22 protein-coding genes and 1 pseudogene are annotated in these 25,191 nt (G+C 58.3%); 11 read left to right on the top strand and 12 right to left on the bottom strand.

Annotated features, from left to right (window positions below):
- Positions 1-191: 191 nt before the first annotated feature.
- Together A3AS_RS0121350 and A3AS_RS0121345 are read right to left on the bottom strand one after the other, a co-directional pair.
- On the bottom strand, positions 192-935 hold the full coding sequence (locus A3AS_RS0121350; RefSeq protein WP_018319600.1) for an OmpW family protein: 744 nt from the start codon (positions 933-935) through the stop codon (positions 192-194).
- Positions 936-1,397: 462 nt separating this feature from the next.
- Entirely contained in the window at positions 1,398-1,811 is a 414-nt protein-coding gene (locus tag A3AS_RS0121345; RefSeq protein WP_018319599.1) for an ArsC/Spx/MgsR family protein, read from the bottom strand.
- A gap of 576 nt (positions 1,812-2,387) precedes the next feature.
- Here A3AS_RS0121345 and nifH point away from each other — a divergent pair.
- The 7 genes from nifH to A3AS_RS0121310 all read left to right on the top strand — a co-directional run bounded on the left by nifH (position 2,388) and on the right by A3AS_RS0121310 (position 10,260).
- Positions 2,388-3,272 carry a nitrogenase iron protein gene (gene nifH / locus A3AS_RS0121340; RefSeq protein WP_026202218.1) on the top strand — a complete coding sequence of 295 codons (885 nt, stop codon included), beginning with the start codon at positions 2,388-2,390 and terminating at the stop codon, positions 3,270-3,272.
- Between the two features lie 151 nt (positions 3,273-3,423).
- Entirely contained in the window at positions 3,424-4,215 is a 792-nt protein-coding gene (locus A3AS_RS0121335; protein WP_018319597.1) for a nitrogen fixation protein NifQ, read from the top strand.
- 280 nt (positions 4,216-4,495) lie between these two features.
- Positions 4,496-5,686 (top strand): homocitrate synthase, encoded by a 1,191-nt coding sequence (nifV, locus tag A3AS_RS0121330; protein WP_018319596.1) that lies wholly within the window; start codon positions 4,496-4,498, stop codon positions 5,684-5,686.
- A 475-nt stretch (positions 5,687-6,161) separates the two neighbouring features.
- Positions 6,162-6,503 (top strand): nitrogenase stabilizing/protective protein NifW, encoded by a 342-nt coding sequence (nifW, locus tag A3AS_RS0121325; protein WP_018319595.1) that lies wholly within the window; start codon positions 6,162-6,164, stop codon positions 6,501-6,503.
- Between the two features lie 993 nt (positions 6,504-7,496).
- Complete coding sequence (locus A3AS_RS0121320) at positions 7,497-8,606, top strand: electron transfer flavoprotein subunit alpha/FixB family protein (RefSeq protein ID WP_018319594.1); 1,110 nt, start codon at positions 7,497-7,499, stop codon at positions 8,604-8,606.
- Positions 8,607-8,617: 11 nt separating this feature from the next.
- Positions 8,618-9,925: an FAD-dependent oxidoreductase gene (locus tag A3AS_RS0121315; protein WP_026202216.1), complete on the top strand. Its 1,308-nt coding sequence runs from the start codon at positions 8,618-8,620 to the stop codon at positions 9,923-9,925.
- Between the two features lie 38 nt (positions 9,926-9,963).
- Positions 9,964-10,260, top strand: a complete 297-nt coding sequence (locus A3AS_RS0121310) for a ferredoxin family protein (protein WP_018319592.1) — start codon at positions 9,964-9,966, stop codon at positions 10,258-10,260.
- A gap of 231 nt (positions 10,261-10,491) precedes the next feature.
- Here the strand turns inward: A3AS_RS0121310 and A3AS_RS0121305 are convergent, their stop codons facing one another.
- From A3AS_RS0121305 to A3AS_RS0121280, 7 genes are all read right to left on the bottom strand, one after another.
- Positions 10,492-11,040, bottom strand: coding sequence for a carboxymuconolactone decarboxylase family protein (locus tag A3AS_RS0121305; protein WP_018319591.1), 549 nt, complete (start codon positions 11,038-11,040; stop codon positions 10,492-10,494).
- Between the two features lie 3 nt (positions 11,041-11,043).
- Positions 11,044-11,598, bottom strand: coding sequence for a peroxiredoxin (locus tag A3AS_RS0121300; protein WP_018319590.1), 555 nt, complete (start codon positions 11,596-11,598; stop codon positions 11,044-11,046).
- A gap of 723 nt (positions 11,599-12,321) precedes the next feature.
- Positions 12,322-12,522: a DUF2478 domain-containing protein gene (locus A3AS_RS49810; protein ID WP_256375097.1), complete on the bottom strand. Its 201-nt coding sequence runs from the start codon at positions 12,520-12,522 to the stop codon at positions 12,322-12,324.
- On the bottom strand, positions 12,461-12,847 hold the full coding sequence (locus A3AS_RS0121295; RefSeq protein WP_256375096.1) for a DUF2478 domain-containing protein: 387 nt from the start codon (positions 12,845-12,847) through the stop codon (positions 12,461-12,463). The genes A3AS_RS49810 and A3AS_RS0121295 overlap by 62 nt, the downstream gene beginning before the upstream one ends.
- Positions 12,837-14,024 carry a molybdenum ABC transporter ATP-binding protein gene (modC, locus tag A3AS_RS43660; RefSeq protein WP_018319588.1) on the bottom strand — a complete coding sequence of 396 codons (1,188 nt, stop codon included), beginning with the start codon at positions 14,022-14,024 and terminating at the stop codon, positions 12,837-12,839. The genes A3AS_RS0121295 and modC overlap by 11 nt, the downstream gene beginning before the upstream one ends.
- A gap of 228 nt (positions 14,025-14,252) precedes the next feature.
- Positions 14,253-14,540 carry a hypothetical protein gene (locus A3AS_RS0121285; RefSeq protein ID WP_018319587.1) on the bottom strand — a complete coding sequence of 96 codons (288 nt, stop codon included), beginning with the start codon at positions 14,538-14,540 and terminating at the stop codon, positions 14,253-14,255.
- Positions 14,541-15,218: 678 nt separating this feature from the next.
- A complete protein-coding gene (locus tag A3AS_RS0121280; RefSeq protein ID WP_018319586.1) occupies positions 15,219-16,289 on the bottom strand; it encodes a cytochrome-c peroxidase in 1,071 nt (356 codons plus the stop codon).
- 2,143 nt (positions 16,290-18,432) lie between these two features.
- On the opposite strand from A3AS_RS0121280, the gene A3AS_RS47480 reads away from it, so the two are divergent.
- From A3AS_RS47480 to A3AS_RS0121260, 3 genes and pseudogenes are all read left to right on the top strand, one after another.
- The gene (locus tag A3AS_RS47480; RefSeq protein WP_157644347.1) at positions 18,433-18,702 is read left to right on the top strand and encodes a hypothetical protein; all 270 of its coding nucleotides are present in this window, start codon (positions 18,433-18,435) and stop codon (positions 18,700-18,702) included.
- A gap of 869 nt (positions 18,703-19,571) precedes the next feature.
- Positions 19,572-19,817 (top strand): hypothetical protein, encoded by a 246-nt coding sequence (locus tag A3AS_RS0121265; protein ID WP_018319582.1) that lies wholly within the window; start codon positions 19,572-19,574, stop codon positions 19,815-19,817.
- A gap of 447 nt (positions 19,818-20,264) precedes the next feature.
- A pseudogene (locus A3AS_RS0121260) lies at positions 20,265-20,834 on the top strand (NEL-type E3 ubiquitin ligase domain-containing protein); the annotation flags it as partial.
- A 271-nt stretch (positions 20,835-21,105) separates the two neighbouring features.
- On the opposite strand, the gene A3AS_RS0121255 reads toward A3AS_RS0121260, so the two are convergent.
- Complete coding sequence (locus A3AS_RS0121255) at positions 21,106-21,825, bottom strand: hypothetical protein (protein ID WP_018319580.1); 720 nt, start codon at positions 21,823-21,825, stop codon at positions 21,106-21,108.
- A gap of 58 nt (positions 21,826-21,883) precedes the next feature.
- On the bottom strand, positions 21,884-22,633 hold the full coding sequence (locus A3AS_RS0121250; protein WP_018319579.1) for a hypothetical protein: 750 nt from the start codon (positions 22,631-22,633) through the stop codon (positions 21,884-21,886).
- A gap of 799 nt (positions 22,634-23,432) precedes the next feature.
- Between A3AS_RS0121250 and A3AS_RS48795 the strand changes: the two genes are divergently transcribed.
- A complete protein-coding gene (locus A3AS_RS48795; RefSeq protein ID WP_210163481.1) occupies positions 23,433-23,714 on the top strand; it encodes a hypothetical protein in 282 nt (93 codons plus the stop codon).
- An 85-nt stretch (positions 23,715-23,799) separates the two neighbouring features.
- Here A3AS_RS48795 and A3AS_RS48395 read toward each other — a convergent pair whose 3' ends face one another.
- The gene (locus tag A3AS_RS48395; protein ID WP_018319576.1) at positions 23,800-25,173 is read right to left on the bottom strand and encodes a pitrilysin family protein; all 1,374 of its coding nucleotides are present in this window, start codon (positions 25,171-25,173) and stop codon (positions 23,800-23,802) included.
- Positions 25,174-25,191 lie beyond the last annotated feature (18 nt).

The following is a 25,191-nucleotide window of genomic DNA, read 5'->3' as shown; positions in this document are numbered from 1 at the left end:
CCATGCCGCGCTATCCATAGCTCACAGCGAGAGCAATGCTGCGAATGGCTCCCCGCGTCTCGCGAGATGACGCGTCCTTGACGCGTCATCTCGCTCCTTGTTTGCACTGTGGTGAGGTTAGGGGACGCGCTCGATGAGCTCGCCGCGTCCGGTTGATCAAACGGATTCCCCTTTCTGGTCCTGTTCTAGCGTCAGAACTTGTAAGTGACGCCGCCGCTGACGAGCCATGGGTCGATATTGGCGCGCCCGGTGACGGCAACCGCATTGTTTACGGTCGCGGAGTACTCCGGCCGCAGCCACAGCTTCTTCACGTCGAAGTTGAGGCCCCAGTGACGATCAAGCATGTAATCGAAGCCGAATTGGACCGCGGCGCCGAATTGGTTGCTGATGCGCAAATCCGTCACGGCAAGACCGGCGAGCGACGTATTGGCTGCCGATTGGTTGAAGAATGCGGTGTAGTTGATGCCCGCGCCGATATAGGGCTTGAGCGGGCCGAAGTCGGTGAAGTGATATTGCAGGGTCAGTGTTGGCGGCAACAGCCAGGCTTTGCCGATATCGAGCCCAGTGAGCGCGCCATTGCCGCTGATGTGATGGCTGGTCACGCCGAGGATGAGTTCAGCGGCAACGTTTCTTGTGAAGAAATAGGTGATGTCGAGCTCGGGTATTGCTTGATTGCTTATCGAAAGCCCAGAACTTGGTGAGGACAGTGGGGGCGCGCCGGCAACGTTGACCGAGCTGCCTGCGGTATCCGGCAAAACGCCGAGCACGCGCAGGCGGACCATCCATGGATTGAAGGGTTCGATCGGAGGCGCTTTATAGTAGATCGGCGCCCGACCCAGATCCGCAGCCTGTACCGAGATGCTGGCCAACGAGGTCGCGAGCGCGAGGAGCGATGCCCTCGTCAGAACTGTCCTTGTTCTCATCGAATTCTCCATTCCAAAATCCGCGCGAAGGGTCGCGCGAGGTCTCTGTCACACACGGGGAATGGCGAAGGACTTGATACCGATCAAAATGGGAGGGGCCGTAGCGCAATTATGCCGCTAAGTTGCATAAGGATCACGGGCCGTGAAGCGTGGTGGTCTGTTCTGATCGTTATTCAATTCAAGAGAGCCGAATCTCTTCAAGAAACCGCCTCTCGGCTTGGTGCTCTGATCCAATCCAGGCCGCGGAGGACATGCGTGATAAAGGCAACAACTGCGGCGGCCGCTCACACCTTGCGCAGGCGAGAAGCGCAGCATGCGAGCGCAAATATGGGCGATGCCGCCTTACGGAGTAGCCACTCGCGCCGGCCGTCTCAGCGAAGATCCCCTCGGTTACTAGCCGTGAAGGAAGCCGGAAGTGGGAAACGTCATTCTTTGCCTCGTTTGATGGCCTTGGGGGTACGCTCCGCCGTTTCCTCACGTCTGCGGACAACGCGCGCGGTTTGCTTCGTGCAAGCATTCCTCGAGATTATCTTGCGTGTTGCGGCCAAGCAGCGACAGCACGGGCTCATGATCGAGTCCGGCACATCGTGCCCCGTCTACGTCGATCAGCGGTCGTCGTATCAGGAGCGGATCGCCCACCATCAATGCGAGTGCGCTTGCCGCGTCGATAGTATCGGGATTGACTTCGCCTGACTTGATACGGGGCGCAGCTCGGTTGAACCAGGCTTCGACGGGCATGTTGCCGAAGAACCCGTGCAATTCCTCCGCATCCCATGGCTTCTTCAAGATGTCTTGGGCGATCACGTCGTGGCCGGCGGACTTCAGCGCTTGAATCTGACGCGCGTTAGTGGCGCAGCCGAGCTTCTGATAAAAGATGATTGTCGCCACGACATACCTATGTAGGCGCGCTGAGCTGAACGAATGGCACGGCGCTGCTGCTTTCGTGAGCCAGTGCGAATTTCTTCCCGATCATCTCCAATGTCAGCGCACCAAGCGCTGTACTGTATTTGCAACACTCGCCGCTGGTCCGCCAGGTTTTGAGCCCGACCGGCATATTCACTCTCCTCAAATCGCCCGACTTGCGAGAAGAGCAGCAAGTTCCGTTCCACACCTGAAGGCATCGGAACAGGTCCCGCCAAATCGGCTTTTCGCGTTGATGGTTCTGGTCGTTGTTTGTTTTCTGACAGCCGCGCAGATCCTGTCAGATCCGAAACAACCAGGATCACTCACCGGCCGGTTGGTTTTTAGAAACGTAATCAGAAGCTTAAGGAGCGTGGTCAAGCGTTGGCACGGCGGTTGCTAATAAGCGGCAGCAACACTGAGTGAGGGCTGAGTGCACGCCGACGCGTAAGGCGAGCGATGCGCTCCTTCCCTTGAACCCGTGTGCCCCCCGTTTCTGAGAGAGAAACAAGCTCGCGCGCAAGAAGCGCGCAACTTTTGGCAAATCGGTTGATGGAGAGCAACATGTCTTCACTGAGACAAATCGCGTTCTACGGGAAGGGCGGCATTGGCAAGTCGACCACTTCGCAGAACACGCTGGCGGCGCTGGCCGAGATGGGTCAGAAAATCCTGATTGTAGGGTGCGATCCGAAAGCGGACTCGACCCGCCTGATTCTGCACGCCAAGGCGCAAGACACGATTTTGAGCCTTGCAGCGAGCGCTGGCAGCGTGGAGGACCTCGAGCTCGAGGACGTAATGAAGGTCGGCTACAAGGACATTCGCTGCGTGGAGTCCGGTGGTCCTGAGCCGGGTGTCGGCTGCGCCGGCCGCGGCGTCATCACCTCGATCAATTTCCTGGAGGAGAACGGCGCCTACGAGAACATTGACTATGTCTCATACGACGTGCTCGGCGACGTCGTTTGCGGTGGCTTTGCGATGCCAATCCGCGAGAACAAGGCGCAGGAAATCTATATCGTGATGTCCGGTGAAATGATGGCGATGTATGCCGCAAACAACATCTCCAAGGGCATCCTGAAATACGCGAACTCTGGTGGCGTGCGGCTGGGCGGTCTGATCTGCAACGAGCGGCAGACCGACAAGGAGCTGGAACTGGCGGAGGCGTTGGCCAAGAAGCTAGGCACTCAACTGATCTACTTCGTGCCGCGCGACAACGTTGTGCAGCATGCCGAGTTACGCCGCATGACGGTGCTCGAATATGCACCCGATTCCAAGCAGGCCGATCACTATCGCAATCTTGCGACCAAGGTTCACAACAATGGCGGCAAAGGCATCATCCCGACTCCGATCTCCATGGACGAGCTCGAGGACATGCTGATGGAGCATGGCATTATGAAGCCCGTGGACGAATCCATCGTCGGCAAGACTGCCGCCGAACTCGCGGCCTCGTAAAGGTCGCGAGTCGCGGCCTTGTGAAGGCGCCGCGACGGATGCCGGTCTCCCTCACCGCCCATCCCGGGGAGGCCGGCATTCTGACGATCGACCCTGACCAAAACCAGGATGCGGCGGGGCAAACCTGACCATTGTGGAAACCCGCAAAATTATGTCCGAAGCGCACTTCCTTCCGTTGATGGCTGCTTGTGCCGTTGATGCCAACAGCCAGATGCACAGGGGAATTGCAACCTACAGCCTGCTCACCGGTGTGCCTCCTGCAGATGCCGATATTGCCATTGACAGCAATCTCGATCGCCATGTCCTGGCGTCCATCCTGGCGGCTGCCACAATGGATGGTGGCTCCCTTCCTGAGAAGGCCGGCCTGTGCCGCCTTGAACTGGCGGCCTTGCTGGAGCAGTACTTTCCCTCCCTTGAGATCAAGCTCGCGGGGCAGCTCTCGGCTTTCAAGTGCGAAGAGGACGACGAGATCGCGATGCTGCGCGATTTCTTGCTCAAGCAACGCTCAACTGAAGGGGATATCGGCCGCTGGCTGGCTGCGATGATCGCGCGCCGCGCCATTGAGCCAGACCATCTGTGGGAAGCTCTCGGCTTGCGCAATCGTGGCGAACTCTCTCGGCTGCTGAGCCGCCATTTCGCGCCGCTCGCCGTGCGCAATGTCAACAATATGCGCTGGAAGCGCTTCTTCTACCGCATGCTTTGCGAGGATGAAGGCCTCGTGATGTGCACAACACCCGTGTGCACGCAATGTGTCGACTTCAACCTCTGCTTCGGCGAAGAAAGCGGCGAGAGCCGGATGGCGGAGCGCCGGCGCGATTTTCTATTGCAGGCGACTCGGCCGGTCGTTGCCGGCGACTGGCCATCTGAACTGCCACAAGCGTCCGCGATCGCACCATCATCGGAGAAAGCCTCGCCGGATTTGGTAAGCCGCGCGGAAGGTTGAGCCGCGGCTGACGCCTTTTCGAGCGAGAGACCATGTGTCCAAGGCAGCGGCGGGCTCAAGTGCTCCGCGACAATTCTCACATCCTGCGCGCCGCAATTGCATTAACGTTCGAACTCGGCGGGGCAACAGGCAAGGCGTCCGCTTCATGAGCCTGTCGCATTTGCGACAGTCCTTAAGGTCGAGGACGGAATCGTTAGCTTCGTCAGTGGGTTGCCTAGGACGACGGGCTGGCATGCCGGTTGCTGAAGCTTAGGTAGGTCAAACAATGAGGAGCTCTCGCGTGATTGCCGCCAGCACCGCCGCCAAATCGTCTTGGTCCGACCAGGTGCGCGCCAAGCCCACCGTGCTCAACGACACGACATTACGCGACGGCGAGCAGGCACCTGGCGTTGCGTTCACCACAGAGGAAAAGCTGGCGATCGCGCAGGCGCTGGCGCGGGCCGGAGTCACGGAGATCGAGGCGGGAACGCCGGCGATGGGCAACGAGGAGATCGCCGCCATTCGTGCCATTGTCGAAGCAGATCTTCCGCTGACCACCATAGGCTGGTGCCGGATGCGGGAATCGGATGTCGACGCGGCGATCGAAGCAAAGGTGTCCATGATAAATATGTCGATCCCTACCTCCGATGTCCAGATCGCGGCCAAGCTAGGTGGTCATCGCGACCTGGCACTGGAACGGTTGAAGCGAGTGGTAGGCTATGCCTGTGCGCGCGGACTTGAGGTCGCCGTCGGTGGTGAGGACTCCTCCCGCGCCGACATCGATTTTCTCATCAGACTGATGGCAACTGCAAAAGCCGCGGGCGCGCGTCGCTTTCGTATTGCAGATACGCTCAGTGTGCTCGATCCCGACGCAACCTACGCGCTGGTCAGGAATTTGCGTGCGACCACCGATCTCGAACTCGAGTTTCACGGTCACGATGATCTCGGACTCGCAACCGCCAACACGCTCTCCGCTATCAAGGCTGGCGTGAGCCACGCCTCAGTGACCGTCATCGGGCTGGGCGAGCGGGCCGGAAATGCCCCGCTCGAGGAAATCGCGGTCGCACTCAAGCAGCTCTACGGGCGCGAGACCGGCATCATACTCCCAGAGCTCGAGAACGTCGCCGCGGTGGTAGCAGCCGCGGCCGCACGTGCGATTCCTATGAACAAGGCCATCGTCGGAGAGCATGTATTTACGCACGAATCCGGCATTCATGTCGATGGCCTTTTGAAGGATCAACGCACCTATCAATCGCTTGATCCCGTTTTGCTTGGCCGCTGCAACCGCTTTGTGATCGGTAAGCATTCCGGACTTGGGGCGATCAGCGCGTTACTCGATGAACTGCAGCTCGTCGCCAGCGCCGATCAAGCCAGACAGATTCTGTCGCAAGTCCGCAAATATGCCATCGAGAACAAGCGGCCGGTCGAGCGCGAAACCGTGGCCGCGATCTGGCGCGACGTGTGCGGATGCCTGGCAAACCACCAAGCGTGAAAAGCCGTGTCCAGCAGCGCTTGCGTCGACCATTCGCAAACAGATGCGCCGCAAGGACGGCGTCCGATGTCGCTGATGGGCGCGAACGGCGTCCAGCTTTCGCACGTCAGATCCCCTGGCGCGATCTCACCTCCAGATCTTACTTGCCGTTCCGCCATACATGCTGTGATCTCCTACCCAATGGCGAGCCGTCCCCGGACTGCCAATCGGCGTCTTCTCGCGCGGCTGATTTCCGGTCCGGCGACCGGCCTGACGAGCGTCAACCTCGATCGTGGTTTGGCCATTGATCCCGGATCTTCATCGGGACTGACGTCGTCACCGGCGAACCTGCTGATCTGGGCAGCGAAGTTGAGGGCACGCTTTCCGGAGTCAGGCTTTGGCGATGCGCACCAGCTGTGCGAGGCGGGACAGCAGCAGTCAACAGGGGACACCCATCTCATTTACCGTCCAGAGCTAAACCGAAGGAGAATTTTCCATGATCAACTCGTCCCCGGCAGCCGGTATCCTGGATCGGCTCAGCAAGGCCTCGTCGGCAGAGGATTTTTTTTCGCTACTTGGCGTCGATTACGACCCTAAAATCGTGAATGTCGCGCGCCTTCACATCTTAAAGCGCATGGGACAATATATTGCAAAAGAGCAATTTGCTGGTGTCGCAGAGCCGGAGATCAGAGCTCGGTGCAAGGCGATGCTGGGGCAGGCCTATGCCGATTTCGTGGCATCGTCACCGATCGACCAGCGAGTGTTCAAGGTGTTGAAGGATGCCGTCGCAGACCCTAAGAAAGCGGCGGCCTTTGTCCCGTTGAGCGAGCTGAAGTGATCTAGCGTTCTCACTGCAAGCAAGGTGTGCCCGACGGGGTGCCGGGCAACCCGATGTGCGGCCTTCGTCTTTATCCGGGCCAACTCTCTGCAGCCATCACCCGAGCGGCGGCTGTCGTATTTCCGACCCATGTCTGGACTGGTCGGGTGTCCACGGTATCAGCGGATATTTCAAGGGTCTGCCAAACCATTACTTTCGACCGACTTTCAACGGTTTTTGCAACTGGTACGACACTTGCTGTTGTCCTGCCGATCCGATCATCGATGCCGACAGATGGTAGTCGTCCGAGATGAGATTGAAGGAAGACCCATGATGCTGCTTTTCGTTGCCTGCCGCCCTGCGCCGTCATCGTGGCCTACGATCGCGCCAGGTCCGTTCGAAACGGTCTTTGACGCGATCGAGGCTCCGTATGGACGGTGAGATGGTGGTCAATGGATAAGTCACCCGTTCGCGCTACACCTGGAGAGGATATGCACAGCGTCGTCCGCATCAAACCGGCTCCCGGTTCTGCTCAGATTTGTATCCATCTCATCGCGGATAGCAACATGCGGCAGGAAGAGGGCCAGCGTCGGCCCATACGGGCTGTCCGCGCTGGAGGCTCGGCATGGATTGCGTGACGGGTGCGCTGCCAGGATCGCCCTCGGCTCACAGTCAATGCGGAGGCGCTGGGCCGAAAGTGAGGCGCAGGTATTGCGCAGCGAACGGACTCGCCAACTCAGGAATGGAAGCGACCGGCCAGAATCACCGCGGCGCCCTGGCCGCCGCGGTGGCGCTCGTCGAACCCGGCGCGCAATCGTTAAGTCTGGAAGCCTCTCCAAATCCGGCCGGACCGGTACGTCTATCGCGACGGCGGTCTTGGTGCGCGGCCGGTCCGACCAAGCAGACGGGGCAGAGCAGCCGGCCACTTGCTGACCAAAAAATGATCTTCAGTTAACGAAGCTAAAAAAGCAACCTGTGGCGCGGGCGCGCCTATCCTTGAGGGGACTTTAGAGTATGAGCAATGTCACCAGAACGGCCATGCCGGCGGCGGCCGGCCGCGCAGCAGCCAAAAAAGAACTGCCGGAGCACTTTAAGGCGTACAAGCACGTCTGGGTCTTCGTCGAGCTGGAGCGTGGCCAGGTGCATCCGGTTTCCTGGGAGCTCATGGGTGCGGGGCGCAGGCTTGCAGACAGGCTAAAGGTGAATCTTGCCGCTGTCGTTATCGGTCCGGAGGGGCAGCACACACGTAACGCCGCGCTTGACGCCTTTTGCTATGGCGCCGATCTGGCCTATCTCGTGAGCGACAATGTTTTGTCGGATTACCGCAACGAATCCTATACCAAAGCGCTAACCGAACTCGTCAACACCTACAAGCCCGAGATCCTACTGTTGGGGGCGACGACGCTCGGTCGCGATCTCGCAGGTTCCGTGGCGACGACCCTGTCGACGGGGCTCACTGCCGACTGCACCGCGCTGGAGGTCGACGCCGATGGTTCTCTTGCGGCGACGCGTCCGACCTTTGGTGGCTCGCTGCTCTGCACGATCTATACCTTGAATTATCGCCCGCAGATGGCAACCGTACGCCCGCGGGTCATGCCGATGCCTGAGCGCGTCGTACGCGATGCCGCTCGTATCATCGTCCATCCGCTCGGCCTTGTCGAAGATGATATTGTCACAAAAGTATTGTCGTTCCTTCCCGACCGCGATGCAGAAACGTCCAATCTGGCCTATGCCGATGTCGTGGTTGCGGGCGGCCTAGGATTGGGATCGCCCGAGAACTTTCGGTTGGTGCGCGAGCTCGCAACTCTGCTTGGCGCTGAATATGGCTGCTCGCGTCCTCTCGTGCAAAAAGGGTGGGTTACATCTGACCGGCAAATCGGCCAGACGGGCAAAACCATCCGGCCGAAGCTCTATATTGCCGCCGGCATTTCCGGCGCGATCCAGCACCGGGTTGGCGTGGAGGGTGCGGATCTGATCGTCGCCGTCAATACTGACAAGAACGCTCCGATCTTCGACTTCGCCCATCTCGCGATCGTCAGTGACGCCATGCAATTGCTACCGGCGCTGACGGCAGCATTTCGCGCCCGGCTTTTGCCGAATTCGCGCGCCCGTATCGCGGTCTAGAGGAGATGATGATGATTGAAGAGAGATTCGATGCGATCGTGGTCGGAGCCGGTATGGCCGGCAACGCGGCGGCATTGACCATGGCCAAACGCGGCATGAAGGTGCTGCAGCTCGAGCGGGGCGAATATCCCGGATCGAAGAATGTGCAGGGCGCCATCCTCTACGCCAACATGATGGAAAAGCTGGTCCCCGAGTTTCGCGAGGAGGCGCCGCTCGAACGTCACCTGATCGAGCAGCGGTTCTGGATGATGGACGATCGCTCCCATGTCGGCATGCATTACCGCTCGGAGGACTTCAACGAGGAACGGCCGAACCGCTACACGATTATACGCGCCCAATTTGACAAATGGTTCTCTTCCAAGGTGCGGGAGGCTGGCGCGACCGTGCTGTGCGAGACGACCGTCACCGAGCTCGCACGGGACGAGCGTGAAAGGATCGTCGGTGTTCGTACAGATCGCCGAGACGGCGAAATACACGCCGATGTCGTCGTGCTGGCCGAAGGGGTCAACGGTCTGCTCGGGACGCGCGCGGGCCTGCGCGCGCGCCCGACACCCGATAATGTTGCGCTCGCGGTGAAGGAAATGCACTTCTTGCCTCGCGAGACTATCGAGGCGCGCTTCAATCTCAAGGGCGATGAAGGCGTCGTGATCGAGGCGGCCGGTACCATTTCCCGCGGCATGACCGGAATGGGTTTCATCTATGCCAACAAAGAGTGCATTTCGCTCGGCATCGGTTGTCTCGTCGCCGACTTCCAGCGCACGGGCCAGACGCCCTACGGCCTGCTCGATCAATTCAAGAGGCATCCCTCTGTGGCGCCCCTGATAGCAGGGTCCGAGGTCAAGGAATATTCGGCGCACCTCATTCCTGAAGGCGGTTACAAGTCGATCCCGCAGCTTTATGGGGAAGGCTGGGTCGTCGTGGGCGATGCGGCCCAACTCAACAATGCCATTCATCGTGAGGGCTCCAATCTCGCGATGACTTCCGGCCGCATCGCCGCCGAAGCGATAGGTCTGGTGAAATCGCGCGGCGAGCCGATGAGTGCGACAAATCTGTCGATCTACAAGAAGATGCTGGACGATTCCTTCGTCATCAAAGATCTAAAGAAGTACAAGGATTTTCCGCCCCTGATGCATACCCACTCACAAAACTTCTTTCTCACCTATCCGCAGCTCATCTCCAAGGCGATGCAAAACTTTGTGCGCGTCGATGGTACGCCCAAGGCTGAGAAGGAGAAGGCGACCCTGAAATCCTTTGTCAAGGCGCGGTCATGGACAGGTCTGTTCGGCGATGCTTGTCGTTTTGCCCGGGCCTGGCGCTGACCGCAACAGTGTGAAGTCCAACAATGGAAGGTCAAAGCATGAATGTCGAACCCCCAGTGCGCGTCGAAGACAAGCTGTATTACAACCGCTATCTTGTCGACGTCGGTCACCCTCACGTCAAGGTCCGTGCGCACACGACGCCATCGCCGCAGCTACTTGCACTTTTGAAAGCCTGCCCCGCGCGATGCTACGAGCTCAATGACGACGGCCAGGTCGAGATAACAGTTGACGGCTGCATCGAGTGCGGTACCTGCCGCGTGATCGCCGAGCCCACCGGCGACATCCAATGGAGCCATCCGCGCGGCGGATATGGAGTGCTGTTCAAGTTTGGGTGATGGTGGGACGAAGGGCCGTGGTGCGACCGAGTTAGGCGACAGGATCTCACCGTATCTGCGGCGCATTCCGCGTCACTTGCACGGCGCCTGGAGTTCGAGCAAGACGCTCTTCATGGGGACGCTGCGCAAGACATGACTTGCAGATGTCGCGCTCGTTTGGAAGCCGCGAAGGACTGGTTGTGGCGTCACTGAGTGGCGCCACAACTCATCGATCGGCTGGCAGAGAAAGGATCAGCCCCTCGCCTGAGAGGGATTGGGCCCAGCGACCTCGATTGCGGTCGCCACTGACTGCATGATCGCGGCAAAGCGCACGGCGGTCTGGATCGCTGAGGAATCGACGCCCGCGGCTCTCAGTGTCTTCTCATGGGCGTCGATGCAGGCACCGCAGCCGTTTATGGCGGAGACCGCAAGCGACCACAGCTCGAAGTCGGACTTGTCCACGCCGGGATTGCCGATCACGTTCATACGCAGCCGTGGCGGCATCGTCTTGTATTCCGGGTTGGAAACGAGGTGAGCGAAGCGGTAGTAGACGTTGTTCATTGCCATCACGGAGGCTGCGGCTTTCGCTGCGGCGATCGCCACAGACGTCATCACGGCGGACGCAGCCGCTTCGATCGCGGCAATGAGGGCTGCATTGCGGGTGGCAATCGCGCTCGCCAGCAGCAGCCCGTATTTTCGTTGCGGCGAAAGCGTCTCATCGGCCACCAAGGAGGTCAAGTTAAGCCTGACATCCTTCGCGAAATCGGGAATCCTGTCGCTTATTTGTTCGATCGACGACATGCCTCAAGCAACCTTCAATGTTTCGCCGCCGATTTCGCGGTTGCAGGGACAGAGCTCGTCGGTTTGCAGCGCGTCCAGAACGCGGAGCGTGTCCTTAGGACTGCGCCCAACACTGAGATTGGTCGCATAGACGTGCTGGATCGTGTTTTGGGGGTCAACAATAAAGGTGTAACGATAGGCAACCCCTTCGGGTGAACGCACCCCAAGACCATCGACGAGCGTTCCCTTTGTATCGGCAAATTGCCATATTGATAGATTGTGCAGGTCGGCATGTGAGCGCCGCCAAGCGAGCTTGCAGAACTCGTTGTCAGTCGAACCACCTAGTACAACCGCATCGCGGTCGGCGAAATCCTTGGAAAGCCGGGCAAACTCAGCGATCTCTGTCGGGCAGACGAAGGTAAAATCCTTCGGGTAGAAGAAGATGATCTTCCATTTTTCTGGAAAGCTCGTTTCGGTCAGCGTCTCGAATGCACTCTGTCCTTCTTCTTCCTGCGTTTGAAAACCCGGCTTCACGCCTGTGATTTCGAACGGCGGCAACTGACTTCCAATTCCGAGCATGCTGTCCTCACAAATTTGCTTTTGTGTAGATCGTGACTTCAATGTTGAAGCAATCTATGTGCCATACGTTCTCAGGGTGCATTCCAGCGGCTTTGGTACAGGCATGCTCGCGCGCTTGGCTGGTTGACAGTCGTAGGCAGCGCATACAGAACTCATGAGAACAGCCTTGCTTTGAGCGACCACCTGAGATGTTCGCCTGCAAGCGTCTGGTCAAAGCCCGTTCTGCGTCCTTCAGAGCAAACTGCCTCATCTCGCGATGTGCCGAATGAGTCGCGACTGTCGGTCTGCCGAGATCTAATGAAAATACTGAACCTGACGAGGCCGCGAGGTTTTGTGGAAGCTGGCGCGAACAAGAGCGGCTGTATCGCCGCGAGCAACGGATTGCGCTCATAAGGCCGCAGATGCTCGCCGTTGCCAAACAAGATGCGAGTAATCATAGGCTGAGGCGCCTCGCGCATTGAGGCGCTTGAAGCGACGGTAGATCACCAAGCTCGAGGATTTGCCGGATTCTGAAACGCGTTGAAAGCCAACCAGGCTCGCCGTCGGCCGCGATGGGGGCTTGAACTCTACGTAGCGTCAGGTTGTACAGTCTGGATCATACATGCGGAGATCCCTCTGAAGCTTCATGATCACGAAGGAGATTGACCTCAATGCCTCAAGATCTTAGGTGCATTGGGTATGTGGCTATGCAGGCACGGCCCGGTTTGTCGCGGATGTGAGGGTTTAGATATCGAACCACCACTGCTCCAAGAATTGACGATCACAAGGCAGCAGCGTGCCAACGCCCGCGGTGAAGGTTCGCCAGTCGGCAAGGCATTTCTTCGGAACGGCTGTCAAGACTGGTACGCCTCGGGTGATTGCGTCAACGAATTCGGCGCGCAGGCCCCGGCCCGCTGCATCTTGTTTGGCGAATTTGTTGATCACGAGGGAGATCGATCTTGTTGCGAAGTGCCTGGGAAACGACAGCTGCGGCCTCGGCGAGCCCATTTGTATCGAGATTACAGGACATAGCTCCGCTGCCGAGCGGCTGGGAGATCGAGATCTCTTGTCCCGTCGCAACGTCGATTGCAAGCATGACGTGCGTGCCATTTGCGCGCCTCGAGTGTCGCTGCACGATGCCGCCGATGCGTACGCCTTGCTGCGCGATATCCTGAGCGAAATCGGCCAGTAGCGTATCGACATCGTCTTTTGGGCGATAGAGAATTGCCCCCAGACTATTCGGATCTATCTCATCCAGATTATCGATCACGGCCGAGATCCTGTTGATGTGTTTCTCGGATCGGGGCATGGCTTCGAACGTTCTCATGCGGATGTGGCAGGCGTGCAAGCAGCCGCTCGGCCGCCGCGAGCGGAACGGCGCGCCCGACCTGCGCGAATACGTCCGCTCCATTGCTGAGCCGTAGCGCATCAAAGGAGCGGCGCGTGATGCGCGCCAAAAGCGGCACGCCAGAACGGCCAGTTTCAAGAGCTAGAACCAAGGTGACCTCAGCCTCGTCGAACGGGAGAGAGGCTTTGATGCGTGCCGGAAATACATTGAGAATAGAGCTTGCACGCGGGGGCTCGCACGCAATGCTGACGTCGCCGGCTGCGATGCGCAGCCGCAGCTGCGCGCCCGGTCTAAGCGGCACTCCAGGTATCAGAAGGCGCGCCCCCTTGAGGCGGAGCATGATCAGCCCATAGCGTCCGTCATAGCCGCCGACCACGGTATCAAGACAAACTGCCGCTTCGCCGCGCCTGGCAAACGCCGGATCGCTCTGAACGACATTGAGCGGCCCGGCCGCAGTCACGACGCCATCTTTCATCACGACAAGATGATCGGCAAAACGCTCGATATCAGCGATGTCTTGGCTGATGTAGATCATCGGCAATGGGAGCTTTTCGCGCATGCGCTCGAGAAATGGCAGGATCTCGCATTTGGCGGAGCGGTCGAGCACAATGAGTGGATCGTCCAGCAAGAGCAGCCGAGGCTGGCCTAACAGCGCGCTGCCAAGGGCAAGTCGCTCTCGCTCGGCCGCGGAAAGATGTGATGGCGAACGCTCGAGCAGTGGCGCCAAGGCGAGCAATTCGACCACACCATCAAAATCGATCAGTGTCGGTCTCGATTTTGACGCCTTGTATAGAAGGGTGCGCCGTACAGACCAATGAGAAAGAAGAATTGGTAGCTGGAACACATATGCGACGGGACGCAGATGAGGCGGTCGAAACGTCGTCTCATCCTGCCAGACCTCGCCATCGACCGCACAAAATCCGGTCGGCAGACGCTGCACGCCAGCGATGCAGCGCGCGAGTGTGGTCTTGCCACACCCGGGCGGACCAAAAATCGCTGTGACGCCTTTGGCTGGTAGGCTGAATTGCGCATCTAGCGGAATGTTTGCGAAAGAGCCGTTGAAGGCTACCTCGATATAGCCCGTTTTTGCTTCTCTCATGAATCCCTGCGCCTGTGCTGTATCTTCCCATCCAAGTCACGAGCACAACTGCTGCAATGGAGATGATGGCCATGCCTCCGACAATCCAGTCTGTGCCGCTCCAGCACGGCGTCTCTGCTCGCGTGAGGGCATAAGGTGCTGCGGCGCACTGCAGATCGGTGTTAAGATCGGAGGCTTGTTCATCTCGGCGCCGCGCGCATCGTGACAATCGGACGCTGCCCGGTGCGCTTACCAATGAGAGGCAAAGCGCCTTTCCAGCAGCACGAGGTTCTCAGCCTGCTTGGCCGGGCCGAGGGCTTCTGCTGAATGTCCAAATGGCGCGGCTTGAGAGGTTTGGCGGTAAAGATGTCGGCTCACGCCAGCGCTGAATACTGGCTCGGAGCCGGAAATCCGCATCAAGGATCCCACAGCTCTGGTAGCCGATTTGAAGTTTGCGCCGGTCGCCATAGCCTCTGCATTCTCGGGTGCGAGCAGCATCAAAGCCAAATCGATCAGGATGAATCGGATAAGCCTCATTGGAACTCCGGCTCCGCCGCCACCGCTTCCTTCGCGGCAACTGGTTGATCCCTACCCAGCAATCCGCGTGCCGTTTCAAGGAATATCTGCGCGTCTAGCGGCAAGGGGGCTTTGTATCCGTCTCCACCGGACGTCTTAAATCGCCGCGTCATATTGTACGGCTTTGGACGCTCGCGTCACCAACCGCACATGCAGGAGCTACGAGATCGAAGCTGAGGATGATCCATCGCCTCTTGCGTTGGAGATGGTGTTTTGGCGAACACGCGCCGTAAAACTCGTCAATGATGCACAAGTCCATGCCATCCGATTTGGCGAAGGTTCCGACGTGCGCGCAGGAGAAGGTCGGCTGCCGGGCGCTTGGAAAAAAAGCTGATGTGAGGTGATATGCTGTGCCCTCGAGCTACGGGAGAGCGTCTTCCTCGCGCCGGTTACTGTCGCATTTCAGGGCGCGCGGGCCTTTCGTCGCAACACGAGGTGACCCAGGATTGAGCTGCCAAAGATGGATAATTTGATAGGCCCCTAAGGAATTCTTGCGTCAGCGAAGAACGGGTTGGGGCTCGAGGCTCGCAATGTGGGCCTGCTGAATGCTCCAGCTTGGACCGCGACATCGCCTGATTTCGTTGCAGCAGCGCTATCTTCCTCGTTAATCACAACGTAGCGTGTCGCTATCGTGAAGGCCTATTTGTCTAAGGATGGCTTTGGGGTTGCAATGGTCCGCGTGGGCAGTATCGGGTAATCGATCTTTGGCAGCTGCCCGGTGAGCGAATTCAGAAAGGCGACAATCTCGTCAGCTTCTTCATCGCTGAGCTTTGCGCCAAGCTGAACCTCACTCATCACGCCAACCGCTTGCTTAAGACTCCAAACCTGACCAGAATGGAAGTAGGGGGGACGCAATGCGACGTTGCGCAACGGCGCCGAGCGGAAAACATACTCGTCGCCGAGAACCTTGGTGACGGAAAAACGACCCTTGTCCTCCCTCGGAAGCAGGCTTTCGGCTGGCCTTTCAATTATACCGAACGGGAAGTAATCCTGTCCACCGACGTTGATTCCGTTGTGGCAAGAGGAGCATCCCTTTTCGATGAATAGCTTCAGCCCGGCTTTCTGCTGATCAGTGAGAGCATATCCGTCGCCATGGAGGTACTGATCGAAGGGGGCGGCAGGAGTAGTCAAGGTCGCCTCGAAAGCCTCGATGGCCTTGGCGAAATTTTCAAACGTAACGGGCGCCGCATCGTTGGGAAAAGCCTTACTGAACATAACGACATAATCGGTCATTGAATTCAATGTGCTGAGCACGCGATCCGGCGTCGCATTCATTTCGATGCTGGACTGAACAGGGCCTGCGGCCTGCGCCTTAAGATCCGGCGCGCGCCCATCCCAGAACTGCGCCACGTTGAAGACCGCGTTATAGACTGTTGGCGCACGACGTGACCCCAGCTGCCAGCGATGACCAATCGACGTCGGGCCGGCATCTACCCCGCCCGTCCCAAGGTTATGACACGTGTTGCAGCTAATAACCCCGCTCGCCGATAGCCTCGGATCGAAAAACAAGGATTTGCCAAGTGTGACCTTTTCATTGGTTATGGGATTGTCCTTCACCGCTGGAACGATTGAGGGAATCGGCTTGAAAATCCGCTTGGCCGCGCTCATCAAATCCTCATCGGCGCCTGCTGCTGGCGAAACCAGAATGGCTGCGGCCACAACACTTAACCTGCCGGCCAAGGAAAGCTCGCGTACCGCTAATTTCCTCATGTGAAGTCTCCCTTTTGTCCTAGATCGTGGAATCGCGAACATAGCGCGGTCCGCGTCGGTCCGCGGAAAGACCTGCAGCAGTCAACGACGAATGGTGTCTTCCGAGTCTCGGCTAGGCTGCACCCAGGCTGACGCGCTGCCGTTGTTAGTAGCAACCGGCGTGCCAGCGGGACTCAAGGCCGAAGCTGCTGAGCTGATTTCAAGCAATTGCGCACCGTGAGTAGCAGCGGGCGGCTTGAGGCTGTCGAATCGACGGGACGTGACAGTTGCGACAATCACCATCCAGCCACGGTATCCTGGCCTGTCGGTCCAAACCTCTGTGCTTTTCGGAAAGCCATCGTACCGAACTCTTTGACTCTGCAAGTCAAGGTCTGATTCGGACCGTGAACAAGGCGAGCTGCGTCGACGCAGCTTGTCGCTGATCGTCTCGATGCGTGCCCTTTTCGCCTTCAACCCCTACACTAGGCTAAGCGTCATCCACCAACATCGGTGACGTTCCTACCCGGGGGCAGCCGGTCAGGCGTCCAGTTGTCGGGAGTTCGTCCTCCTGCCCCCAATGTGGTTATGCCCCTCTCAGAACGTGTTCACACATGCCGGACGCTCAAAGTGCTTGAATCGACCGTAGCGTCAGGTTGTAGGCATTGCGAAGCAGAACGCCATATTGGGAGTCAGCATCGCCACACAAGCGCTAAACGGCCGATCTCTGTTGTATCTCGGTCTTCGCAATGAGCGTGTTGCGCGTGGCGGGACGATGATTCGGGAGGCCGTAATCATTGCGGCTGCCCCGCAACAGCGCGACCGTGGCTGCCGAGGCGCCCATCGTAAACAGATTACGCTCGCGGGGCGAAGAATAATAGTGAAGGATATGCAGCTTAAGACAGGTTTGGTGAATCAAGAGCGACGAATGAGCTGGATTTGCAATGCGCCTCGCTGTGCAGCCGCCCTCGCTGCGATCGTGATCGCGATCGCAGCCACGTGGTGCACAGGACACGCTCGTGCGCGAGATCGGCGGGCCGAGGAAGTCTTGACGTCGTGCAGACCAGACCTGATGCGCTTCTGTGACCGCTTTACAGGGCGTAGCGATGTGGACGTAGCCATGTTTTGTCTTAGGGACAATTTCAAGAACTTGCGCGGCGAATGCCGCCGCATGATGCCAATCGCGGCGGAGAGAAACGACGGACCGAGACGACGTCTCAACAGGCTTCCGGTCGTCCTCCATTGAGAGTGAGGGGTCCGAGCGGCAGTTGCAGAAATCGAGCGACAGTGAGGTGTTCAGACTGACGGGTGCCGGAATTTGGCCAGCTTGGTGGCCGAAAGTCGATCGGGCTGGAAGCATCAGCCTGCCGAGTGCAGTTCATCTATCAGGGGGACTGAGCTCCGTGAATTGACGGGCCTCGATCAGCGATCGATAGTGCGCCCACGGGTGTTACGAGGTTGTAATGCGCTCTGAACTTCGACTTCGTACTGCAGCAGTTGCGCTTTATTCAGCGCTGCAGCCATTCGTCGACTTTGAGGCCGTCGTGAGATTATCGGCTCGCTGTAACTGGTCGGAAGGACAATCTGCGTAAACTGTGTTGGTTACAGCCGGACATCTGCAGGAATCCGTGCTGCCCATCAATCTATGGCGTTGTGGTCGGCAACCAGGTATTTTCCGTTAGATGGCTAAATCGCTATAACTGGCAAAAGATTGCCGGAATGTTAGCGTTGGAGGTTTGTTCCATCGCGGTCTTCTCAGATTTATCAGCTGGGGATTAGCTTGGTCGCGACTGCCGGGCTCAAGGTACAGATAGAGCTCGGAAACCTCTGTTGTCAGCCGCCCATCGACTTCCCGCAGGAACCGCTTAATGGGATTGCGGCGTTCTCGATGGGCGCTTGAGGGGAGACGCTTCGCCCGATCGTGGTGCTCTTGGCCGAGCACTTTGGGCTCAAGGTCAAAGGAAACGCCGTCGACAAGAGCCGTTCAAAGGCAGAAAGCTGTTCAAGCAGACGCTTCTCAACCGCCTTGCGCTCCGCGCCAGGTAGATCTCTTTTAAGGAATCGGCGGCAGCGCCAGATTTCGTTCCGCAGCCATCTGATCTCACTTAACGTATCATCAATTGAAGTCATCACAGATGTAGTTCACTTCGTCCCTGGAGTATCAAGCATGGCGATCGTCATCCAGCGGCCATTCCTTGGCTCCGTTCCTGCCGAATTATTCCATCCGAGCACTTGCGACTTCCCGCCCGTTCTTTCGGCGAGCAGCTCGATGTATGAAGCTCTTATCATCAATATCACCCTACGCCGCGCGTGTGACGAGAAATCGCGGCAGATCCTCGCGCTTTCACGGCGCCGCGATCGTGTGCCTTGCACAATTCCTGCGCTCACAGGATTGATGGGTGCGCGCAGAAAAACCGACAACCGGAGAGCAGTTTAATCCATGTCCGACACACAGACGCTCAAGCAGGAGCTATTAACCCCAACGCAGGTCCACATGGTCGATGGCAGCGGAATTTGCAAGCGTTTGGCGGCTTTGTAGCCTGTTCGGGCGCTGGGCGCGACCTGACTTGAGCCACAGCTCGCGACTCGGGTAGCGATGTCGAGCTCTAACGGCCCAAGCGGCGTAAAGCGGTGGCGGCTTCATTGCGATCGCCTCCTCTCTGATGCTGGTCAGCCCTGCTCAGCTACCGGGCATTCGCAATCGCTTACCCAATTAAAAATTTATGGGCGAGGTGGACCTCATCAACAACATGGGAAAGTCATGGGGGCGATTGTTTGAGCAAGGCGAGCCAGCCTGACTGCGATCCCGGCACGCGTCACCGCTCAGCAAAAGGCCGCGGTTGAGTTTCAGTCTAGATTTCTGCCGAGTTTCGAGGAAAGCATCCGCGCCGGAAGTTGGTGGGGCTACGCCACGACATGCAACGTGTTGAGCCGAAAGGCCGGAGGTCAAGCCGGCAGGGACGTTTGCGAGAGAATAGCTTCTCGTGTGTCGCAACTTGATGACGTTCTGATTGGGAAGGTCGGTATTAGGGGCCATTCCATATTTGCACCATCATGCAGTCGGCACTCCCAAAAGAGCGGAAAGCCGCTGTGGAGCTATCAAAATCGTGCAACTCACGCTATCTGAAGCCGTGCGCCTGTGCTGAGGAGAAGCGGTCCGAGCAGCGAGGTAACCGACCAAATAAATCTCTCGATAGCAGCGTTCAACGGGCATGAAGCTGCAATGTCGAAGACGGCTATCCTTCGCAGCGACACTCTCGCGATGTGGTGGCCAAAGATTACAGAACTGAAAAAAAGGACTAGGTCTTGAGCCAGGCGGAGAATGACGTCGTCGAGCACATGCTCTCGTCATTGACGACCAGTGTGTTGCAGAATCGCATCGCGCCCTCGGACGAGCAGGTGATGCACCATTTTTGGTTAGCCTGCGAGAGAGCGGGACTGATCGCGACGGAGGAGATAGCAATACGGATATTGAAATGTGTTTCACGCGAGATCAACGAGGCGCAGTCGATGCTCGAGTTCGTTGGTCGCGGCGCGGATCGACTAAATTGAGCTCGACATACAGAAACTCTGTGTCGCACCAGTGCAGACGCAGCTGTTCGATCATTCAGACGAACGTGTACGGTCAAGTGCCGCCTCGTCAGCGCTTGCCCTTCGAGATCTGCGAGGGTGAGCCGAGGGGGAGGGCCGGTCTTCGTGGCCGATATCAAAAGCTGGGAACTCATCATCGGAGAAATTTAGCTAGCCCGCGCTGTTAAGATCGAGTGCGCGCCGCGTCTCGTAGCCATGCCCGAGCGGCGTTAAGGCGCGATGGACTGCAAGCTTTTTAGCTCAGCTATTTACTAGCGTTAGCTCGCCGCAAGCGACAGCAAAGTTGCCGGCCTAAGCGTCCCGCTACCGCCGTGCCGACACCCGGCTAGCTGCTGTGGCTCGGGGCCAGCAACAACCAGCTGACCAGCGTGCCCGAGACCCTGCTGACGCAGCTAAGCCATAACTCACCTAAACGCTGATGTCGAGGACAGCGTCTATGACGGGCGACTGGGCGAACTGCTCCGGCACGGCCGCGTCATGTTTTGCCTGGAAGCGCTGGACGGAATCGCCCGCGAGAGGGTCAACTCGCTTCGTCTTGCCGATCCCGACGCGGACGTCGATGAAATCGAGGTTTACCTTGCCTATCAGACCCAGCTGCGCGACCCGCTCGAGCTGCGGCACATCGCTCCCGACATGCGCTTCATGAACGTCTCTCACGTGACCGAGGACGATGTGGCCAGCGCCGAGGCATCGGTGCGGAATCAGGAAGCGGCGGAATTTCCGGACTATCTGGCAACGCGCTGGCAACCGTGGGAAAGCGTGACGAGGCGCATCGCGCCCGAAGCTGCCATGCAGGAGCGGCTCGCCGACGCGATGGGCGAAGAGTTTCAAACCCGTCTGAATCTCCGACTGGCCGAGGAAGGTTTGACAGGCGATGCCGAGCGGGTGCTCGGAGCCCAGATCCGCAACGAGATCGCCCGCGAGATCAAAAGCCCGGTCATGTACCAGGTGCTCGGGAAACTCGGCCTTGATCTATGACCGTCCTCTGATGGAAGGGCCCGTCGATCGCCTAGCCGCTCACAAGGTGAAGACAGTCATCGATCCTTTCGAGGACGGGCGTGTCTGCATGAGCCATTCGGCGAATGAGCTGCCGTCAATTGCGCGTCGCGTGGTCCGTGCGGACGATCACGGTAAAGATGCGCGATCCACTGCAGATTGTATACCGAAATTCATGCGTTCGCGTCCCGTTGAGAATGCCATTGAAGACTACGCATAGGCCGGACGCATAGATGGCGAGCAGACCGGAATATCAAGTAGCCCTTGTGCAACGTAGGCTGTCGACATCCGTCCCCCGAGATCGATAGGACTTTCGCAGCATCACACTCGAATCCAGATCGCGAAACATGCTGTAGTTCCGTCGGATCCATTGATGCAGCTCGGTGGACCAGTCCTTCTCGTTGCGCAGATATCCAGTGAAGGAAAAGCCAAGCCGGTCTATATATCTCTTGAGGAACAGGGGAAGCGCGGGAATCCGAAGCACCCGCTCGCCATCCATCGCTTCAGGTAATCCGCCGCGCAGCACGAATTCATTGTGGACGGTGACCAGCGACGCCGGTGGAATTCGCCGACGCAGCATTTCATAACCGCGACAGGAGACGCGGTCAGCGCCCGCGACGAAGAGGATGATAGGGGCGACATAGCAGCGCGCCGTCTCCTTCATGAAGCCGATCTCTTCGCACATCTTGAAGAATTCGTCGAAGGCATGAAAGCCGAGATCGATTACCTTAGCTACCCGATCGTGGATGATAAGAGGGTCCATCAGCTGCATCTTGCCGTAAGTGTCGATCACATCCGCGCTCTCCGTGATGTTGGGCAGGTAGTCGAGCAATGACGGCTCTTTCAAGTTGACATCAAACGACAGCGCTGTGCCGTTTTTCAGCAGCAAGAACTCGGTCATGGCCCGAGCGATGAGGGTTTTACCGACCTGCGGGCTAGGAGAGCAGATGATGTAGATGGGGGTCGCTAACATAGCCAGCAGATCAATTTCGTTTCGGACGTGGGCCGACCTGAGCTCGCCGAATATGCGACTACTGCTCGCCGGCCCGGGTAGCGGACTTGGCCCCGGCCAATTCCGTCAAGTTGATGCGGTCAAACTCTCTCCAGACATTTGCCAGCCAGTGCCGGACATAGCCGCGCAGCACGAAGGAGTTGTTCGCGGGTTCATCGTTCCGCCCCTTGTTTGCGACGAAGTCTATGAATGGGACGGATGCGACTTCCACCTGCTCATAGGCCATCTCGTTGAGCTTCGGTATGGTCAACTCAGTCGCATGTTTGATGCGATGAAAATAGGAATTATAGGTAGCTTGATCCCACTGGAAGAATTGAGTGTCGTTGATGAAGTTTTTGACCAGGTAGTACTTTGCGCCGCTCATGAAGGTCGCGGTCTCCGCGATCTCGTCTAGCGAAGCGATGGATGATCCCAGGATATGGAACACTGCAAATGTGATCTGGCCAGACCGCGCCGAGTCCAGAAATCCGATGTCGCGCAAGGAAGCCAACGCAGAGGACAGTAAGCCTGCGCGAGCATCGATGACAGTGACGGACAGTCCTGAGTTCAGGGTATCGAAGATCTTCATCTGGTCCGCCGTCGTCGTCATGTCGACGATCTCGGTGATCTCGGGATAAAAGCGCTTCAGCGTTCCACGCGGCGACTCTGTGTCGAATGCGCGTGTATGCACGTTGTTGACGCTGAAGTAGTCCAGTAGCGTTCGTGATACGGTCGTCTTGCCGACTCCTCCCTTGTCCGCACCTACCACAATTACAACTGGCTTCACCATGGAAATCTCCTGAGACACTCGCTATTGCCGCGCGCAAAGTGCGCAACCGGCGCGTCTCTGCTTTGGGTGCGAACATGGCAGAAAGAAGGGGCAATGAACCTTCGATGCGAGAGCTCTGCAACCGATAAACTTTTTCAACATCAAGCGAGTGACGATCCTTGGATCGCAACGATGATGCAGGCCGAGAATGGGGAGTAAATCTCTTGTAGTCGTGAACTACGTGAGGTTTGTGGGCGGCTTGAATGCGTGCGCCAAGAATCAACGGTCTGCCTGTGTTGATCGTTGCGATTGCCATAGGTTATCAAATGCTGCCGCTATTTAGATAGGCATGAAGCGACCGAATCTTACGTAGCGTCAGATTGCGAGCTTGGTCGAAGCGCAATCGAGGCGGTGCTAGGCGGTCCGACTATGGCTTGGCAGATCATCAAAGGTCTGCTGGATCAGTCGTTGTATTTTCGGCAGACAGCGAAGTGGCTGGTCAATTCCTGTGAGATGACCCTGAACGACCGATCTCTCACTCTGCTGAAGAATATCGAGATATGCGAGCGCTGAACGGGTTGCTGAGGCAAATGGCAGCCATGCATCTGCTCGCGCCGAGGCGAGATTATTGTATCATGGAGAACCAGATCGAAGGGTGAGCGGGGCGCCGGCCGACGGCGCAACATCGGTGGCGAAGCGATATCGAGGACGCTCCATCGAAAGAAGCCGGCGTCGAGTGAGCGGCACCGGCGATCTTTGTCTTGGGCACAGATTTCGCCGATGACGATACGTGATGCGGGTTCAGAAGAACCTTTAGGGAATGAACGATGGCCTGGCGCATGTGCGCTCTCGCTGGGTCGCTTCGTTGGGTGCGGCAGACGGTGTACATTATCGTTTTAAAGCGCCCACGCTGACCACCCTTTCGATTTGCTCGGCAAGCCTGCCTGAAATGGGGTGCGAGGTGCGCGTCCAGTTCCCGTTTCTTCTGGTCGGTCGCGCTTTAGATAATTGGTCTGCATATTCGCCCTCGGCAAAAGCTACGTCTGCCGTCCTGTTTGGCGACGGGATTGAGCAACGCGGCTCTCGAGCGGCCGCATGGTAACTGCCCGACGAGCGAATATCTCCGCGAGCTAGAGGGGCGTGCGCGCAGCAGCCAGGCGCTTGCTAAGCCCTAGGCTGCTAGAAAGTTAATTGGGTGGCGCCGTCGGGGCCGCGTCTAGCTGCTCGGCGCCTGGCAGGGGCGTGGTCCCCAATGGCATGGTGGTCGGCTGCGCTGCCTCCTTTGGGGAGCGGCCGACGATAATTGTGAGCAGACCCTCGCCCCACAGCCGCTGCGCTGCTCTCTTGGCGTCATCCAACGTCACACCATCAACCGCGGCGTTGTGCTTTTCGAAATAGTCGATGGGCAGCTTGTCAAGCTGATGCTGCAGCAACGTTCGCGCAAGCTTTGATGATGTGTTGAGAGCCAGCACTTGCGAGCCCTTCAGGTAGGACTTTGCATCATCGAGTTCCTGCTGAGTCGGTCCTTCATCGGCGATGTAGCGGACCTGCTTCTCGATTTCTTCCACCGTTTCGCCGGCACGATCGGCGCAGGTGCCGCTATTGCCGAGAAACATGGCTGAACGATCCAACCAGACCAGGTGCTCACGGATGGAATAGGCCAGTCCGCGCTTCTCGCGGACTTCGCGGAACAGGCGCGACGTCAGGCCGGCGCCGCCGAGGATGTGGTTGACGACATAGGCGGCCATGAAATCGGGCTCGCAGCGGCGCACGGCTGGACCCCCAAAAGTCACAACTGTCTGCGGCACGTCGAACGGAATGAAGATCCGCTGCGGCGGCTTTGCTGCAACGATTTCGGGAACCGGCGTGGCGTCCGCTTGGGCTGGCAGGCCGCCAAAGGTCTTGTCGAGCAGTGTGCAGAGGACCCCTGGATCGACGTCGCCGACCACCGCGATTTTGAGTGTGTCTTTTGCTATCACGCGTCGGAGATAGCCTTTGAGATCCCCGACCTCGATCTTCGGCACGCTTTCCAGCGAGCCCCCGGCAGGGCGAGCATAAGGATGATCGTTAAAGGCGACTTCGAAGAACTTGCGATTGGCCACAGACGAAGGATCGGTCGAGTCGTGCCGAAGGCGCGCAAGCACGGTGGCACGGATCCGTTCGACATCTGCGGCGTCGAAACGCGGCGAGGTTAGCGCCATCCGTAAAAGGTCGAAGGCCTCGTCCGCGTTGTCCTCGAGCGTGCGCAAGGCGCCGCGGAAGTGATCATGGGTCGAGCGGAAGCTCAGCTCAATGGCACGACGGTCGAGCCGCTCATGAAAGGTCTTGAAGTCAAGGTGGCCGGAACCTTCCTTGAGGAGGCCAGCAACCATGTGGCCTACACCAGGTTTTTGAGGGGGGTCCTGAGTCGCGCCGCCGGTGAAGGCATATTCCATCGCCATCAACGGGACGGTGGAATCTTGGACGAACCATGCTTTGATACCGCAAGACGAAACCAGGCGCTTGATCCTGGTCCGCGCAAGCGTCCTCGTGGCGGCAAGCGAATTTTGCGAAGCGAGCATCGCGATTGAGAGCGAGGC

Source organism: Bradyrhizobium sp. WSM2793, from assembly GCF_000379585.1.
In the GTDB taxonomy this organism is placed as follows: domain Bacteria; phylum Pseudomonadota; class Alphaproteobacteria; order Rhizobiales; family Xanthobacteraceae; genus Bradyrhizobium.
This window is presented reverse-complemented; position numbering and strand designations above follow the sequence as displayed.

What these genes read in the sequence shown, in the direction of transcription:
- A3AS_RS0121280 (WP_018319586.1), bottom strand. Translation starts at nt 16,289, where the DNA reads ATGAGGAAATTAGCGGTACGCGAGCTTTCCTTGGCCGGCAGGTTAAGT.
- A3AS_RS0121310 (WP_018319592.1), top strand. Translation starts at nt 9,964, where the DNA reads ATGAATGTCGAACCCCCAGTGCGCGTCGAAGACAAGCTGTATTACAAC.
- A3AS_RS47480 (WP_157644347.1), top strand. Translation starts at nt 18,433, where the DNA reads ATGGCGATCGTCATCCAGCGGCCATTCCTTGGCTCCGTTCCTGCCGAA.
- A3AS_RS0121350 (WP_018319600.1), bottom strand. Translation starts at nt 935, where the DNA reads ATGGAGAATTCGATGAGAACAAGGACAGTTCTGACGAGGGCATCGCTC.
- A3AS_RS48395 (WP_018319576.1), bottom strand. Translation starts at nt 25,173, where the DNA reads ATGCTCGCTTCGCAAAATTCGCTTGCCGCCACGAGGACGCTTGCGCGG.
- A3AS_RS0121315 (WP_026202216.1), top strand. Translation starts at nt 8,618, where the DNA reads ATGATTGAAGAGAGATTCGATGCGATCGTGGTCGGAGCCGGTATGGCC.
- A3AS_RS0121255 (WP_018319580.1), bottom strand. Translation starts at nt 21,825, where the DNA reads ATGTTAGCGACCCCCATCTACATCATCTGCTCTCCTAGCCCGCAGGTC.
- modC (WP_018319588.1), bottom strand. Translation starts at nt 14,024, where the DNA reads ATGAGAGAAGCAAAAACGGGCTATATCGAGGTAGCCTTCAACGGCTCT.
- A3AS_RS0121335 (WP_018319597.1), top strand. Translation starts at nt 3,424, where the DNA reads ATGTCCGAAGCGCACTTCCTTCCGTTGATGGCTGCTTGTGCCGTTGAT.
- A3AS_RS48795 (WP_210163481.1), top strand. Translation starts at nt 23,433, where the DNA reads ATGAACGATGGCCTGGCGCATGTGCGCTCTCGCTGGGTCGCTTCGTTG.
- A3AS_RS0121320 (WP_018319594.1), top strand. Translation starts at nt 7,497, where the DNA reads ATGAGCAATGTCACCAGAACGGCCATGCCGGCGGCGGCCGGCCGCGCA.
- nifW (WP_018319595.1), top strand. Translation starts at nt 6,162, where the DNA reads ATGATCAACTCGTCCCCGGCAGCCGGTATCCTGGATCGGCTCAGCAAG.
- A3AS_RS0121285 (WP_018319587.1), bottom strand. Translation starts at nt 14,540, where the DNA reads ATGAGGCTTATCCGATTCATCCTGATCGATTTGGCTTTGATGCTGCTC.
- A3AS_RS0121300 (WP_018319590.1), bottom strand. Translation starts at nt 11,598, where the DNA reads ATGCTCGGAATTGGAAGTCAGTTGCCGCCGTTCGAAATCACAGGCGTG.
- A3AS_RS0121305 (WP_018319591.1), bottom strand. Translation starts at nt 11,040, where the DNA reads ATGTCGTCGATCGAACAAATAAGCGACAGGATTCCCGATTTCGCGAAG.
- nifH (WP_026202218.1), top strand. Translation starts at nt 2,388, where the DNA reads ATGTCTTCACTGAGACAAATCGCGTTCTACGGGAAGGGCGGCATTGGC.
- A3AS_RS0121250 (WP_018319579.1), bottom strand. Translation starts at nt 22,633, where the DNA reads ATGGTGAAGCCAGTTGTAATTGTGGTAGGTGCGGACAAGGGAGGAGTC.